Source organism: uncultured Streptococcus sp. (assembly GCF_901875575.1).
Taxonomy (GTDB): Bacteria; Bacillota; Bacilli; order Lactobacillales; family Streptococcaceae; genus Streptococcus.
The window spans coordinates 1-14,854 of record NZ_CABFMF010000007.1 but is presented as its reverse complement, the minus strand read 5'-3'; the positions used below and the strand labels follow the sequence as shown (position 1 = coordinate 14,854).

The following is a 14,854-nucleotide window of genomic DNA, read 5'->3' as shown; positions in this document are numbered from 1 at the left end:
TTCTGTCTTTTTTTACAATTATATCATGAAATTCCTTGAAACAAAAGCCTAATCCGTCTGTTGTGACAAGTAGAAAGAAAATGTTATGTCTGAACGTAAAATATCTGAAAAATCTCTTGAAAATCTCAGAAAATCAAACCAAGAATCCAATCTTTTAACTAGAGAAGCGATTGAAACAGCTCTTTTACAACTCTTGGAAAAAAAGGACTTGACTAAGATTAGTATTTCTGAATTGGTCAAGCGAGCTGGGGTTTCGCGTGCAGCTTTTTATAGAAACTATGACTCTAAAGAGGCTATTTTAGAAAGTGTTTTTAAACGTAGTGTTCATAATATTATGGAGCAACTTCATCATTATGATGTCAAGACAGATTTATATCTTGTTTGGGTTCACCTTTTTCGAGAAGCTAAAAAAGAGGCTAGAGTTATCCAACTGGCCTTGGATTATCATCTAGAAAAAATTTTTGTACAGGCCATGCAGGAATTTCTAGAAAAATACCATGGAAAATCAAAAGGAGTCAGTAGCTATCTCCATTCTTTTTGGAGTTCAGCCATCGTATCTGTCCTCCTTAAGTGGATAAAGGACGGCATGAAGATTCCTGCTGAAAAAATTGCAGATTTACGATTACCATTTTTTAAGAAGTAATAAAAGGAGAAAATGATGTCAGAAAAAAGACTAGCCTGGGATGAATACTTTGCAGCTCAAGCCCTATTAATCGCTAATCGTTCCACTTGTAAACGTGCAAAAGTAGGTGCTATTCTTGTAAAGGATAATAAGGTAATCTCCACTGGTTATAATGGATCAGTCTCAGGGACCGAGCATTGTATTGATCATGACTGCCTCGTCATTGAGGGTCATTGTGTAAGGACCCTTCATGCGGAAGTCAATGCTATTTTGCAAGGGGCTGAACGTGGTGTCCCTAAAGGCTTTACGGCCTATGTAACTCATTTTCCTTGTTTAAACTGCACTAAACAGCTTCTTCAAGTGGGTTGTGAGCGAGTGGTTTATATCAATCAATATCGGATGGATGACTATGCCCAATATCTTTATCAAGAAAAGGGAACTGAGTTGACCCATTTACCACTTGAAACAGTACAAAGTGCTATCAAGGAAGCCAATTTAATTTAAAATTATTAAAAATAAATGGTTCAGGAAGATTTTCACCCCATTTTTTGGTATAATAAGAAGAATAAATTGAAAGAAGGAACTCAAAAAATGGGAAAACTTGAAGTCATTAATCATCCACTGATTCAACACAAATTGTCAATCTTACGTCGTACAGATACTTCTACAAAAGCTTTTCGTGAACTAGTAGATGAGATTGCCATGTTGATGGGATATGAAGTGCTTCGTGATCTTCCACTTGAAGATGTAGAAATTGAAACACCAATCACAAAAACGGTTCAAAAACAATTGGCAGGTAAGAAATTAGCTATCGTTCCAATCTTGCGTGCAGGAATCGGTATGGTAGATGGTCTTTTGAGCTTGGTTCCGGCTGCTAAAGTTGGACACATCGGTATGTACCGTGATGAAGAAACACTTCAACCGGTTGAATACTTGGTTAAGTTGCCTGAAGATATTGACCAACGTCAAATTTTTGTAGTGGACCCAATGTTGGCAACAGGTGGTTCAGCAATCTTGGCTGTTGATTCTCTTAAGAAACGTGGTGCTTCAAATATCAAGTTTGTCTGTCTTGTGTCTGCACCAGAAGGTGTTAAAGCTCTTCAAGAAGCCCATCCAGATGTTGAAATTTTCACAGCAGCTTTGGATGATCATTTGAATGATCATGGTTACATTGTACCTGGACTTGGAGATGCTGGAGACCGTTTATTTGGTACTAAGTAAAAATTAAATGTAAACTTTAAAAAAATTTTAAGTAGTGAAAGGAGGTTGAGTTTTTGTTTCTGTAGTAAGAACAGTGCAAAGATTTGACCTTTTTTGACTAAAGTATTATAATAGTCTTATTCTTCAGTCATTTGACGAATAACATGAACACTCAAAAGGAGAAATAAATGATTCCTGTAGTTATTGAACAAACAAGTCGTGGAGAACGCTCATATGATATTTATTCACGTCTTTTAAAAGACCGCATTATTATGCTGACAGGTCCAGTTGAAGACAATATGGCTAACTCGGTTATTGCCCAATTACTTTTCTTAGATGCCCAAGATAGTACAAAAGATATTTACCTTTATGTCAATACACCTGGTGGTTCCGTTTCAGCTGGTTTGGCAATCGTTGATACTATGAACTTTATCAAGGCAGATGTCCAAACCATCGTTATGGGAATGGCTGCATCTATGGGTACAGTCATCGCATCAAGTGGAGCAAAAGGCAAACGTTTCATGCTTCCAAATGCTGAATACATGATCCACCAACCAATGGGTGGTACAGGTGGTGGTACTCAACAAACAGATATGGCTATCGCTGCAGAGCACTTACTTAAGACTCGTAACAACTTAGAAAAAATCTTGGCTGAGAACTCTGGTCAGCCAGTTGAAAAAGTCCATACAGATGCAGAACGTGATAATTGGATGAGTGCCCAAGAAACACTTGAATATGGTTTTATTGATGAAATTATGGCTAACAATGCCTTAAATTAAGAATTCTGCAAAGCAAACTCAATAGACGGGGTTTGCTTTTTTTGATATAATAAAAGAAGATTTCTTAGGAAGAGGATTTATTATGTTTGAAAAAGCAGATCGCTCGGGATTAATTGTCTATCTTTATTACAATCGAGATGCAAAAAAACTACAGGAATATGGTGATATTTGCTACCATTCTAAAAAACATCGTTACTTGCAGCTTTATGTTCCAACTCAAGAAGTGGAGAAATTGGTCGGGCGCTTGAGCAAGGAAAAGTTTATAAAAAAAGTCAGAGTTTGTCATATCCAAGAGCTGGAAACACCCTTTGTTGGGAATCTTTATCGAGAGGAAAACGTTATCATTGAAAAAGTTCAAGAAAAGTGTTGACAATTTTCTGATAATTCGGTATATTCTTAACAAGCTATTTATTTAAGAAATAAGGAGACGAAAAAAATGAAGAAAAAATTTGCCCTATCGTTTGTGGCGCTTGCAAGTGTAGCACTTCTTGCAGCCTGTGGAGAAGTGAAGTCTGGAGCGTCAAACGCTGCTGGTAACTCAGTAGAGGAAAAGACAATCAAAATTGGATTTAACTTCGAAGAAACTGGTGCCGTAGCTGCCTACGGAACATCTGAACAAAAAGGTGCCCAATTGGCCGTTGATGAAATCAATGCAGCAGGTGGTATCGATGGAAAACAAATCGAAGTAGTCGATAAAGATAACAAGTCTGAAACAGCTGAGGCAGCTTCTGTTACAACCAACCTTGTAACCCAATCTAAGGTATCAGCAATCGTAGGACCTGCGACATCTGGTGCAACTGCAGCTGCGGTAGCTAACGCTACAAAAGCAGGTGTTCCATTGATTTCACCAAGTGCGACTCAAGATGGATTGACTAAAGGTCAAGATTACCTCTTTATTGGAACTTTCCAAGATAGCTTCCAAGGAAAAATTATCTCAAACTATGTTTCTGAAAAATTAAATGCTAAGAAAGTTGTTCTTTACACTGACAATGCCAGTGACTATGCTAAAGGGATTGCTAAATCTTTCCGCGAATCATACAAGGGCGAGATCGTTGCAGATGAAACTTTTGTAGCAGGTGACACAGACTTCCAAGCAGCCCTTACAAAAATGAAAGGAAAAGACTTTGATGCTATCATCGTCCCTGGTTACTACACTGAAGCTGGTAAAATTGTAAACCAAGCGCGTGGTATGGGAATTGACAAACCAATCGTTGGTGGTGATGGATTCAACGGGGAAGAGTTTGTGCAACAAGCAACTGCTGAAAAAGCATCAAATATCTACTTTATCTCAGGCTTCTCAACTACTGTAGAAGTTTCAGCTAAAGCAAAAGCTTTCCTTGACGCATACCGTGCTAAGTACAATGAAGAGCCTTCAACATTTGCAGCCTTGGCTTATGACTCAGTTCACCTTGTAGCAAACGCAGCAAAAGGTGCTAAAAATTCAGGTGAAATCAAGGATAATCTTGCTAAAACAAAAGACTTTGAAGGTGTAACTGGTAAAACAAGTTTCGATGCAGACCACAACACAGTCAAAACTGCTTACATGATGACTATGAACAATGGTAAGGTTGAAGCAGCAGAGGTTGTAAAACCATAATAGAAAATGTTGAAATAGGGAATGAGCCTCTGACTCACTCCCTGTTTCGATGTTTAAGAACCTATCAAAAGTGAGGGAGAACCCTCAAAATTAGAATTAGAAAGAGTGAATTTTATGCTCCAACAACTAGTAAATGGTTTGATTCTAGGTAGTGTTTACGCACTGTTAGCCCTAGGATATACCATGGTTTACGGAATTATCAAGCTCATCAACTTCGCCCACGGTGATATTTATATGATGGGAGCCTTTATCGGTTATTTCTTGATTAATTCTTTCCAAATGAATTTCTTTATAGCGCTTATTGTAGCGATGCTAGCGACGGCCATTCTTGGTGTCGTGATTGAGTTCCTTGCTTACCGACCTTTGCGTCACTCTACTCGTATTGCTGTTTTGATTACAGCTATTGGGGTTTCTTTCCTATTGGAGTATGGAATGGTCTATCTGGTTGGTGCTAATACCCGTGCCTTTCCTCAAGCGATTCAAACAGTTCGCTATGATTTGGGACCAATTAGCTTAACAAATGTGCAGTTAATGATTTTGGCCATTTCCTTGATTCTGATGATTTTATTACAAGTCATTGTTCAAAAGACCAAGATGGGGAAAGCTATGCGCGCAGTATCAGTGGATAGCGATGCAGCACAATTGATGGGGATTAATGTAAACCGTACTATCAGCTTTACCTTTGCTTTAGGTTCTGCTCTTGCGGGTGCGGCTGGTGTTCTGATTGCCCTTTATTATAACTCTCTTGAGCCTTTGATGGGGGTTACTCCAGGGCTTAAATCTTTCGTTGCCGCTGTACTTGGTGGTATCGGGATTATTCCGGGTGCAGCCCTTGGTGGCTTTGTAATTGGTCTATTGGAAACCTTTGCGACAGCCTTTGGAATGTCAGACTTCCGTGATGCCATTGTTTATGGAATCTTGTTGTTGATTTTGATTGTCCGTCCGGCTGGTATCCTTGGTAAGAATGTGAAAGAGAAGGTGTAAACGATGAAGGAAAATTTAAAAGTTAATATTCTATGGTTACTCCTTTTGTTAGCTACTTATGGTTTGATTAGCGTTCTGGTTTCAGTCGGAGTACTCAATCTATTCTATGTACAGATTTTACAACAAATTGGAATTAATATTATTCTAGCTGTTGGTCTCAACTTAATCGTTGGTTTTTCAGGACAATTTTCACTTGGGCATGCTGGTTTCATGGCGATTGGTGCCTATGCCGCAGCTATTATTGGTTCTAAATCACCAACTTATGCTGCCTTCTTTGGAGCCATGCTTGTAGGTGCTTTGATTTCAGGAGCGGTTGCCTTACTTGTCGGAATTCCAACCTTGCGCTTGAAGGGGGACTACTTAGCTGTTGCTACACTAGGTGTTTCTGAAATCATTCGTATCTTTATCATCAATGGTGGAAGCCTTACAAACGGTGCGGCAGGTATCTTGGGAATTCCTAACTTTACAACTTGGCAAATGGTTTATTTCTTTGTCGTGATTACAACCATTGCAACCCTGAACTTCTTGCGTAGTCCAATTGGGCGTTCAACTCTTTCAGTTCGTGAGGATGAAATCGCTGCTGAGTCAGTTGGGGTTAATACAACTAAAATTAAAATCATCGCCTTTGTCTTTGGTGCTATTACTGCAAGTATTGCAGGGTCACTTCAGGCAGGATTTATCGGTTCGGTTGTACCGAAAGATTACACTTTCATCAACTCAATCAACGTTTTGATCATTGTTGTATTTGGTGGACTTGGTTCAATTACAGGTGCGATTGTTTCAGCTATAGTTCTTGGAATATTGAATATGCTTCTCCAAGATGTTGCCAGTGTGCGTATGATTATTTACGCTTTGGCCTTGGTATTGGTCATGATTTTCAGACCAGGTGGACTCCTTGGAACATGGGAATTGAGCTTATCACGTTTCTTTAAAAAATCTAAGAAGGAGGAACAAAACTAATGGCATTACTTGAAGTAAAACAGTTAACCAAACATTTTGGTGGTCTAACAGCTGTTGGAGATGTGACTCTTGAATTGAACGAAGGAGAACTGGTTGGACTAATCGGTCCAAATGGAGCAGGTAAAACGACTCTTTTCAACCTCTTAACTGGTGTTTATGAACCAAGCGAGGGAACAGTAACCCTAGATGGTCACCTTTTGAATGGAAAGGCACCATATAAGATTGCTTCTTTGGGGCTTGGACGTACTTTCCAAAATATTCGTCTCTTTAAAGATTTAACCGTTTTGGACAATGTTTTGATTGCTTTTGCCAACCATCACAAACAACATGTTTTTGCTAGTTTTTTACGCTTACCAGTTTTTTATAAGAGTGAAAAAGAATTAAAAGCTAAAGCTTTGGAATTGCTAAAAATATTTGATTTAGATGGTGATGCAGAGACTCTTGCTAAAAATCTTGCCTACGGACAACAACGTCGTTTGGAAATAGTTCGTGCTCTTGCTACGGAACCTAAAATTCTCTTTTTAGATGAACCAGCTGCAGGTATGAACCCACAGGAAACAGCCGAATTGACTGAGTTAATTCGTCGCATCAAAGATGAATTTAAGATTACGATTATGCTGATTGAACATGATATGAATCTGGTCATGGAAGTTACAGAACGTATCTACGTACTTGAATATGGTCGTTTAATTGCTCAAGGAACTCCAGACGAAATTAAGACCAATAAACGTGTTATCGAAGCTTATCTAGGAGGTGAAGCCTAATGTCTATGTTAAAAGTTGAAAATCTTTCAGTGCATTACGGTATGATCCAAGCAGTCCGTGATGTAAGCTTTGAAGTGAATGAAGGAGAAGTTGTTTCCCTTATCGGTGCCAATGGTGCAGGTAAGACAACCATTCTCCGTACCTTGTCTGGTTTAGTTAGACCGAGTTCAGGAAAGATTGAATTTTTAGGTCAAGAAATCCAAAAAATGCCAGCTCAGAAAATCGTAGCAGGTGGCCTTTCACAAGTACCAGAAGGACGCCACGTCTTCCCTGGCTTGACTGTTATGGAAAATCTAGAAATGGGAGCTTTCTTAAAGAAAAATCGTGAAGAAAATCAAGCTAACTTGAAGAAAGTTTTCTCACGCTTTCCGCGTCTAGAAGAACGGAAAAACCAAGATGCAGCCACCCTTTCAGGAGGGGAACAACAAATGCTTGCCATGGGACGCGCCCTCATGTCAACACCCAAACTTCTTCTTTTAGATGAACCATCAATGGGACTTGCTCCAATCTTTATCCAAGAGATTTTTGATATCATTCAAGATATCCAGAAACAAGGAACGACCGTCCTCTTGATTGAACAAAACGCCAATAAAGCACTCGCAATCTCTGACCGAGGCTATGTACTGGAAACAGGAAAAATCGTCCTATCAGGAACAGGAAAAGAACTCGCCTCATCAGAAGAAGTCAGAAAAGCATATCTGGGTGGCTAAACTAGTCTGGGAGACTAGTTTAGGTTGCAAATGAAGATTGCGAAGCAATTATCTTATCCAGTGGATTGTTTTAGTCGGCAGATGGAGATTGCGTAAGCAATCTTCGCATAGTCTGGGAGACTAGTTGAGGTTGCAAATGAAGATTACGAAGTAATCCTCATTAATAGTCCGGTGGACCTTTTTAGCTGATATACAAAAATAGTGTAGACATATTAGTAATAAAATAGTATGTTGTTTGCTAATGATTAAAAATAGGAATGGAGATTCTAAACCCTTCATTCATAGAGCTCAATATCGGAGCTCTTTTTGCTAGCTTATTCATACTTTTCAGAATCTTGAAAAAGAAATGTAAGCGTTTGATAGATTTACAAAAAGATTGTATAATAGGGATAAGAATAGAAAAGGAGAAGTCTCATGGCAGTTAAAGATTTTATGACCCGCAAGGTCGTTTATATTAGTCCTGATACGACAGTATCACATGCAGCAGACTTGATGAGAGAGCAAGGATTACACCGCTTGCCTGTTATCGAAAATGATCAATTGGTTGGTTTGGTGACTGAGGGAACCATTGCGCAAGCAAGTCCATCTAAAGCAACAAGTCTTTCTATCTATGAGATGAACTATCTTCTGAATAAGACAAAAGTAAAAGATGTCATGATTCGTGATGTTGTTACTGTTTCAGGTTATGCTAGTCTAGAAGATGCAACTTATTTGATGCTGAAAAACAAGATTGGTATTCTTCCTGTTGTAGATAACCATCAAGTGTATGGAGTTATTACTGATCGTGACGTTTTCCAAGCATTTCTTGAAATTGCTGGTTATGGTGAAGAAGGAATTCGAGTGCGTTTTATTACGGAAAATGAAGTTGGTGTACTTGGAAAAATTGTTTCTCTAATCGTTGAAGAAAATTTGAATATCTCGCATACAGTCAATATTCCGCGTAAAGATGGTAAAGTAGTCATTGAGGTTCAGATTGATGGGATGTTTGATTTGTCTTCTCTAAAAGATAAATTTGAAGGAGAAGGAATTCAAGTAGAGGAGATTACTCGCACCTCTGCGAAAGTTTTATAAGAAGGGAAGCCGAAAGGCTTCTTTTTCATGAAAAGGGGGTTAGAGCAAAAGATGGAAAGAAATGGAAGAATATGATATAATAAAACGATATAAAAAAGGAGTATCTATGGACATTTCAGAAATTCGTCAGAGAATTGACGCAAATCGTGAAAAATTAGCTTCTTTTAGGGGGTCTCTTTGACCTCGAAAGATTAGAGGAAGAGATTGCCATCTTAGAAAACAAGATGACAGAACCTGATTTTTGGAACGATAATATTGCGGCTCAAAAAACGTCGCAAGAATTAAATGAATTAAAAAACACTTACAATACCTTTCATAAAATGGAAGAATTGCAGGATGAAGTTGAAATTTTATTAGACTTTTTAGCAGAAGATGATTCTGTGCAAGAAGAATTAGTAGAACAATTGAGTGAGCTAGATAAGATGATGACTAGCTATGAGATGACTCTACTTTTGTCTGAACCCTACGACCACAATAATGCCATACTGGAAATTCATCCAGGTTCAGGTGGTACAGAGGCACAGGATTGGGGTGATATGTTACTTCGAATGTACACTCGTTATGGGAATGCTAAAGGTTTTAAAGTTGAAGTCTTGGATTACCAAGCTGGTGATGAAGCTGGAATTAAGTCGGTGACCTTGTCTTTTGAAGGGCCAAATGCTTATGGGCTTCTTAAGTCGGAAATGGGTGTCCATCGTTTAGTTCGGATATCACCATTTGATTCTGCTAAACGTCGCCACACATCATTTACATCAGTAGAAGTCATGCCTGAGTTGGATGATACCATTGAAGTAGAAATACGTGAAGATGATATTAAGATGGACACTTTCCGATCAGGTGGAGCTGGTGGGCAAAACGTCAATAAAGTATCGACAGGTGTCCGTTTGACCCACATTCCAACAGGTACTGTCGTTCAGTCAACAGTAGATCGTACCCAGTATGGAAATAAGGATCGTGCCATGAAGATGTTGCAGGCAAAGCTCTATCAAATGGAGCAAGAAAAGAAAGCTGCTGAAGTAGATTCCCTAAAAGGTGAGAAAAAAGAAATCACATGGGGAAGTCAAATCCGTTCTTATGTATTCACACCGTATACTATGGTAAAAGATCACCGAACTAGCTTTGAAGTTGCTCAGGTAGATAAGGTTATGGATGGAGATCTAGATGGTTTTATTGATGCCTATCTCAAGTGGAGAATTAGCTAAGATAGAAAGGAACTCACATGTCAATTATTGAAATGAGAGATGTTGTCAAAAAATACGACAATGGAACGACTGCCTTGCGTGGTGTTTCAGTTACAGTTCAACCAGGTGAATTTGCCTATATAGTAGGTCCATCAGGTGCTGGTAAATCGACCTTTATTCGTTCTTTGTATAGAGAAGTAAAAATTGATAAAGGCGACCTTAAAGTTGCAGGTTTTAATCTTGTTAAAATTAAGAAAAAGGATGTTCCATTGCTACGTCGTAGTGTCGGGGTGGTATTTCAGGATTATAAACTTTTACCTAAGAAAACTGTCTATGAAAACATTGCCTATGCTATGGAAGTAATCGGTGAGAGTCGCCGCAACATTAAAAAGCGTGTCATGGAAGTTTTAGACTTGGTTGGCTTGAAACACAAGGTGCGTTCTTTCCCTAATGAGCTTTCAGGTGGTGAACAACAACGGATAGCGATTGCCCGTGCCATTGTCAACAATCCAAAAGTTTTGATTGCTGATGAGCCAACAGGAAACTTGGATCCAGATAATTCATGGGAAATTATGAATCTCTTGGAACGTATTAATCTTCAAGGTACAACTGTATTGATGGCTACTCACAATAGTCAGATTGTAAATACTTTGCGCCACCGTGTCATTGCCATTGAAAATGGTCGTGTTGTCCGTGACGAAGCAAAAGGAGAGTATGGATACGATGATTAGTAGATTTTTTCGTCATTTATTTGAATCACTAAAAAGTTTGAAAAGGAATGGCTGGATGACAGTGGCAGCTGTGAGTTCAGTTATGATTACATTGACACTTGTTGCTCTATTTGCATCTGTCATTTTTAACACAGCAAAACTTGCCACTGATATTGAAAACAATGTTCGTGTTGTTGTCTACCTTCGTAAGGATGTAGCAGATAACAGTGAAACAATTGAAAAAGAAGGTCAAACAGTTACAAATAATAACTACCATCAGGTGTACAATGCCTTGAAGAATATGTCTACTGTAAAAACTGTGACTTTTTCAAGTAAAGAAGAACAATATAAAAAACTAACAGAGACAATGGGGGATAATTGGAAAATATTTGATGGTGATGCAAATCCTCTTTATGACGCCTATATTGTTGATACGAATTCACCAAGTGATGTTAAGAAAGTAGCAACAGAAGTTAAAAAGATTGATGGAGTTTCTGAGGTTCAAGACGGTGGTGCCAATACTGAACGTCTGTTCCAGTTGGCTTCGTTCATCCGTGTCTGGGGATTGGTTATTGCAGGATTGTTGATTTTCATTGCAGTATTCTTGATTTCAAATACCATTCGTATTACAATCATTTCCCGCAGTCGAGAAATTCAAATTATGCGTCTGGTTGGTGCTAAGAATAGTTACATCCGAGGACCATTCCTACTTGAAGGTGCCTTCATTGGTTTACTAGGAGCAACAATCCCATCAGCTTTGGTGTTTGTTATTTATCAAATGGTTTATAATTCTGTTAACCAGTCATTGGTAGGACAAAATCTATCTATGATTTCACCAGAAATATTTAGTCCTTTGATGATTGCTCTTTTATTCGTTATTGGAATTTTTATTGGTTCGATTGGATCAGGTATATCAATGAGACGTTTCCTAAAGATTTAATCTTACATTTCTTAAAATACTAGAATAATAGTGTAAATATAAAAGAGGAAGTATAAAAACTTTCTCTTTTTCTCTATTTTTTTAATAAAAGCCTTTACAAAAAAAATTAAAGTGGTATAATGAATACATAGTTAAGTGCAAACGTTTTCGTAAAACGTTTGCCTAAATAAAATTAAAGGAGATTTGAATGATGAAAGATACATTCAAAAATGTCTTGTCTTTCGAGTTTTGGCAAAAATTCGGTAAGGCTTTGATGGTGGTTATCGCTGTTATGCCGGCTGCTGGTTTGATGATTTCAATCGGTAAGTCACTAGTGATGATTAACCCAACTTTTGCACCACTTGTCATCACAGGTGGAATTCTTGAGCAAATTGGTTGGGGGGTTATCGTTAACCTTCATATTTTGTTCGCCCTCGCTATTGGAGGAAGCTGGGCTAAGGAACGTGCAGGAGGTGCGTTTGCAGCAGGTCTTGCCTTTATCCTAATCAACCGTATCACTGGTACAATCTTTGGTGTATCAGGTGATATGTTGAAAAATCCAGATGCTATGGTTTCAACACTACTAGGTGGGTCAATCAAAGTTTCTGATTACTTTATCAGTGTTATGGAAGCCCCAGCACTTAACATGGGTGTCTTCGTAGGGATTATTTCTGGTTTTATTGGAGCAACTGCTTACAATAAATACTATAACTTCCGTAAACTTCCTGATGCACTTTCATTCTTTAACGGAAAGCGTTTTGTACCGTTTGTAGTTATTCTTCGTTCAGTAATTGCTGCAATCATTCTTTCAATTTTTTGGCCACTTGTGCAAACTGGTATCAATAGTTTTGGTATCTGGATTGCCAACTCACAAGAAACTGCTCCAATCCTTGCACCATTCTTGTATGGTACATTGGAACGTTTGCTCTTGCCATTTGGTCTTCACCACATGTTGACTATCCCAATGAACTATACAGCTCTTGGTGGTACTTATGAAGTCTTAACTGGTGCAGCAAAAGGTAGCCAAGTATTTGGTCAAGATCCACTTTGGCTTGCATGGGTAACAGACCTTGTTAACCTTAAAGGTACTGATGCTACTCAATACCAACACTTGTTAGATACAGTTCACCCAGCTCGTTTCAAAGTTGGACAAATGATTGGTTCATTCGGTATCTTGATGGGTGTGATTGTTGCGATCTACCGCAATGTTGATGCTGACAAGAAACACAAATACAAAGGTATGATGATTGCAACAGCTCTTGCAACATTCTTGACAGGGGTTACTGAACCAATCGAATACATGTTCATGTTCATCGCAACACCTATGTATCTTGTTTACTCACTTGTTCAAGGTGCGGCCTTTGCTATGGCTGACGTCGTAAACCTCCGTATGCACTCATTCGGTTCAATCGAGTTCTTGACTCGTACACCTATTGCGATCAGTGCTGGTATCGGTATGGATATCGTTAACTTCGTTTGGGTGACTGTTCTCTTTGCTGTAATCATGTACTTTATTGCAAACTTCATGATTCAAAAATTCAACTACGCAACTCCAGGACGTAACGGAAACTACGAAACTGCTGAAGGTTCAGAAGAAGCTAGCAGCGAAGTAAAAGTTGCAGCAGGTTCTCAAGCTGTAAACATTATCAACCTTCTTGGTGGACGTGCAAACATCGTTGATGTTGATGCATGTATGACTCGTCTTCGTGTAACTGTTAAAGATGCTGACAAAGTCGGTGATGCAGAACAATGGAAAGCAGAAGGAGCTATGGGTCTTGTCATGAAAGGACAAGGAGTTCAAGCTATCTACGGTCCAAAAGCAGACGTACTGAAATCTGATATCCAAGATATCCTTGATTCAGGAGAAATCATTCCTGAAACTCTTCCAAGTCAAATGACTGAAGCGCAACAAAATACTGTTCAATTCAAAGGTCTTACTGAGGAAGTTTACTCAGTAGCAGACGGTCAAGTTATTGCTTTAGAACAAGTGAAAGATCCAGTATTTGCTCAAAAAATGATGGGTGATGGATTTGCAGTAGAACCTGCAAATGGAAACATTGTATCTCCAGTTTCAGGTACTGTATCAAGCATCTTCCCTACAAAACATGCTCTTGGTCTTGTGACTGAAGCAGGCCTTGAAGTACTTGTTCACATTGGTTTGGACACAGTAAGTCTTGAAGGAAAACCATTTACAGTTCATGTTGCTGAAGGACAAAAAGTTGCAGCAGGTGATCTTCTTGTCACAGCTGACTTGGATGCTATCCGTGCAGCAGGTCGTGAAACTTCAACAGTGGTTGTCTTCACAAATGCTGAAGCTATTAAATCAGTTAAATTAGAACAAACAGGTTCTCTTGCAGCTAAAACAGCAGTTGCTAAAGTAGAATTGTAATATACTTGAGGTTGGAAGCTGTTTTCCAACCTCTTGTTTTAGGAGAAAAACATGAAATTTTTAACACTCAATACTCATAGCTGGATGGAAAAAGAAGCTGAGGAAAAATTCCAGCTCTTGCTTGAGGATATTCTTAATAAAGACTATGATTTGATTTGTTTCCAAGAAATCAATCAGGAGATTACCTCGCCAGAGGTAGAAGTTACTGATCTCTATCAAGCTTTGCCAGCAGCTGAGCCGATTCACCAAGACCACTATGTTAGACTCTTAGTTGAAAAATTATCTGAACAAGGGAAAAATTACTATTGGACCTGGGCCTATAACCACATCGGTTATGATCGCTATCATGAAGGTGTGGCTATTTTATCTAAAACACCTATTGAAGCACGAGAAATTTTGGTTTCAGATGTGGATGACCCAACAGACTATCATACTCGTCGTGTTGCCCTAGCTGAGACTGTAGTCGATGGCAAGGAGCTTGCAGTTGCCAGTGTTCACCTTTCTTGGTGGGATAAAGGTTTCCAAGAAGAATGGGCACGATTTGAGGCTGTTTTGAAAGAATTGAACAAGCCACTTTTGCTGGCTGGAGATTTCAACAACCCAGCTGGTCAGGAAGGTTACCAAGCTATTTTAGCTAGTCCATTAGAATTACAAGATGCTTTTGAGCTTGCTAAAGAGAAAAGTGGTAGTTACACTGTTCCACCTGAAATTGATGGTTGGAAGGGGAATACAGAACCTCTTCGCATTGATTATGTCTTTACAACAAAAGACCTACAAGTGGAAAGCTTGCATGTGGTTTTTGATGGCAAAAATAGTCCTCAAGTCAGTGACCACTATGGTTTGAATGCTCTGTTAAGTTGGAAATAACAATAGAAAAAGGTTAAGAGATGTATGAACTGCACCCCAAAAGTTAGACAGAAAAATCTAACTTTTGGGGTGTTTTTATTATGAAATTAACTTATGAAGAT

The 14,854-nt window shown here is 38.7% G+C and carries 16 protein-coding genes; all 16 read left to right on the top strand.

The genetic code is table 11. The features are described from left to right. Positions 1-85 precede the first annotated feature (85 nt). The 16 genes from QZ114_RS01605 to QZ114_RS01530 all read left to right on the top strand — a co-directional run bounded on the left by QZ114_RS01605 (position 86) and on the right by QZ114_RS01530 (position 14,753). The gene (locus tag QZ114_RS01605; protein ID WP_295498968.1) at positions 86-643 is read left to right on the top strand and encodes a TetR/AcrR family transcriptional regulator; all 558 of its coding nucleotides are present in this window, start codon (positions 86-88) and stop codon (positions 641-643) included. Positions 644-658: 15 nt separating this feature from the next. Next, entirely contained in the window at positions 659-1,126 is a 468-nt protein-coding gene (locus tag QZ114_RS01600; protein WP_295498965.1) for a cytidine/deoxycytidylate deaminase family protein, read from the top strand. Between the two features lie 87 nt (positions 1,127-1,213). Next, complete coding sequence (upp, locus tag QZ114_RS01595) at positions 1,214-1,843, top strand: uracil phosphoribosyltransferase (RefSeq protein ID WP_295498962.1); 630 nt, start codon at positions 1,214-1,216, stop codon at positions 1,841-1,843. A gap of 167 nt (positions 1,844-2,010) precedes the next feature. Continuing rightward, positions 2,011-2,601: an ATP-dependent Clp protease proteolytic subunit ClpP gene (gene clpP / locus QZ114_RS01590; protein WP_295498959.1), complete on the top strand. Its 591-nt coding sequence runs from the start codon at positions 2,011-2,013 to the stop codon at positions 2,599-2,601. An 82-nt stretch (positions 2,602-2,683) separates the two neighbouring features. After that, entirely contained in the window at positions 2,684-2,971 is a 288-nt protein-coding gene (locus tag QZ114_RS01585; RefSeq protein ID WP_295498956.1) for a YlbG family protein, read from the top strand. Positions 2,972-3,037: 66 nt separating this feature from the next. Continuing rightward, on the top strand, positions 3,038-4,198 hold the full coding sequence (locus tag QZ114_RS01580) for an ABC transporter substrate-binding protein (RefSeq protein WP_295498953.1): 1,161 nt from the start codon (positions 3,038-3,040) through the stop codon (positions 4,196-4,198). Between the two features lie 114 nt (positions 4,199-4,312). Next, the gene (locus tag QZ114_RS01575) at positions 4,313-5,182 is read left to right on the top strand and encodes a branched-chain amino acid ABC transporter permease (protein WP_042901218.1); all 870 of its coding nucleotides are present in this window, start codon (positions 4,313-4,315) and stop codon (positions 5,180-5,182) included. Between the two features lie 3 nt (positions 5,183-5,185). After that, on the top strand, positions 5,186-6,142 hold the full coding sequence (locus QZ114_RS01570) for a branched-chain amino acid ABC transporter permease (protein ID WP_295498947.1): 957 nt from the start codon (positions 5,186-5,188) through the stop codon (positions 6,140-6,142). Next, positions 6,142-6,906, top strand: coding sequence for an ABC transporter ATP-binding protein (locus QZ114_RS01565; protein ID WP_295498944.1), 765 nt, complete (start codon positions 6,142-6,144; stop codon positions 6,904-6,906). The genes QZ114_RS01570 and QZ114_RS01565 overlap by 1 nt, the downstream gene beginning before the upstream one ends. Next, complete coding sequence (locus QZ114_RS01560; protein WP_000062219.1) at positions 6,906-7,616, top strand: ABC transporter ATP-binding protein; 711 nt, start codon at positions 6,906-6,908, stop codon at positions 7,614-7,616. Before QZ114_RS01565 ends, QZ114_RS01560 begins: the two co-directional genes overlap by 1 nt. Before the next feature lie 414 nt (positions 7,617-8,030). Further along, entirely contained in the window at positions 8,031-8,687 is a 657-nt protein-coding gene (locus QZ114_RS01555; RefSeq protein ID WP_295498941.1) for a CBS domain-containing protein, read from the top strand. Between the two features lie 106 nt (positions 8,688-8,793). After that, positions 8,794-9,889 (top strand): peptide chain release factor 2 gene (prfB, locus tag QZ114_RS01550; protein ID WP_295498938.1). Its coding sequence is split into 2 segments (ribosomal slippage): positions 8,794-8,865 and positions 8,867-9,889, totalling 1,095 coding nucleotides; the frame shifts between segments, so codons are not numbered across the junction. A gap of 17 nt (positions 9,890-9,906) precedes the next feature. After that, positions 9,907-10,599, top strand: a complete 693-nt coding sequence (gene ftsE / locus QZ114_RS01545; RefSeq protein WP_295498935.1) for a cell division ATP-binding protein FtsE — start codon at positions 9,907-9,909, stop codon at positions 10,597-10,599. After that, positions 10,592-11,518: a permease-like cell division protein FtsX gene (gene ftsX / locus QZ114_RS01540; RefSeq protein ID WP_295498932.1), complete on the top strand. Its 927-nt coding sequence runs from the start codon at positions 10,592-10,594 to the stop codon at positions 11,516-11,518. The genes ftsE and ftsX overlap by 8 nt, the downstream gene beginning before the upstream one ends. Before the next feature lie 187 nt (positions 11,519-11,705). Beyond that, a complete protein-coding gene (locus QZ114_RS01535; RefSeq protein WP_295498929.1) occupies positions 11,706-13,886 on the top strand; it encodes a PTS transporter subunit IIBC in 2,181 nt (726 codons plus the stop codon). A gap of 51 nt (positions 13,887-13,937) precedes the next feature. Continuing rightward, positions 13,938-14,753 (top strand): endonuclease/exonuclease/phosphatase family protein, encoded by an 816-nt coding sequence (locus QZ114_RS01530; protein ID WP_295498926.1) that lies wholly within the window; start codon positions 13,938-13,940, stop codon positions 14,751-14,753. The last annotated feature ends 101 nt before the right edge of the window (positions 14,754-14,854 follow it).

Excerpts from the sequence above, each read along its gene's own strand:
- QZ114_RS01605 (WP_295498968.1), top strand. The coding sequence starts at position 86 with ATGTCTGAACGTAAAATATCTGAAAAATCTCTTGAAAATCTCAGAAAA.
- QZ114_RS01600 (WP_295498965.1), top strand. The coding sequence starts at position 659 with ATGTCAGAAAAAAGACTAGCCTGGGATGAATACTTTGCAGCTCAAGCC.
- upp (WP_295498962.1), top strand. The coding sequence starts at position 1,214 with ATGGGAAAACTTGAAGTCATTAATCATCCACTGATTCAACACAAATTG.
- clpP (WP_295498959.1), top strand. The coding sequence starts at position 2,011 with ATGATTCCTGTAGTTATTGAACAAACAAGTCGTGGAGAACGCTCATAT.
- QZ114_RS01585 (WP_295498956.1), top strand. The coding sequence starts at position 2,684 with ATGTTTGAAAAAGCAGATCGCTCGGGATTAATTGTCTATCTTTATTAC.
- QZ114_RS01580 (WP_295498953.1), top strand. The coding sequence starts at position 3,038 with ATGAAGAAAAAATTTGCCCTATCGTTTGTGGCGCTTGCAAGTGTAGCA.
- QZ114_RS01575 (WP_042901218.1), top strand. The coding sequence starts at position 4,313 with ATGCTCCAACAACTAGTAAATGGTTTGATTCTAGGTAGTGTTTACGCA.
- QZ114_RS01570 (WP_295498947.1), top strand. The coding sequence starts at position 5,186 with ATGAAGGAAAATTTAAAAGTTAATATTCTATGGTTACTCCTTTTGTTA.
- QZ114_RS01565 (WP_295498944.1), top strand. The coding sequence starts at position 6,142 with ATGGCATTACTTGAAGTAAAACAGTTAACCAAACATTTTGGTGGTCTA.
- QZ114_RS01560 (WP_000062219.1), top strand. The coding sequence starts at position 6,906 with ATGTCTATGTTAAAAGTTGAAAATCTTTCAGTGCATTACGGTATGATC.
- QZ114_RS01555 (WP_295498941.1), top strand. The coding sequence starts at position 8,031 with ATGGCAGTTAAAGATTTTATGACCCGCAAGGTCGTTTATATTAGTCCT.
- ftsE (WP_295498935.1), top strand. The coding sequence starts at position 9,907 with ATGTCAATTATTGAAATGAGAGATGTTGTCAAAAAATACGACAATGGA.
- ftsX (WP_295498932.1), top strand. The coding sequence starts at position 10,592 with ATGATTAGTAGATTTTTTCGTCATTTATTTGAATCACTAAAAAGTTTG.
- QZ114_RS01535 (WP_295498929.1), top strand. The coding sequence starts at position 11,706 with ATGATGAAAGATACATTCAAAAATGTCTTGTCTTTCGAGTTTTGGCAA.
- QZ114_RS01530 (WP_295498926.1), top strand. The coding sequence starts at position 13,938 with ATGAAATTTTTAACACTCAATACTCATAGCTGGATGGAAAAAGAAGCT.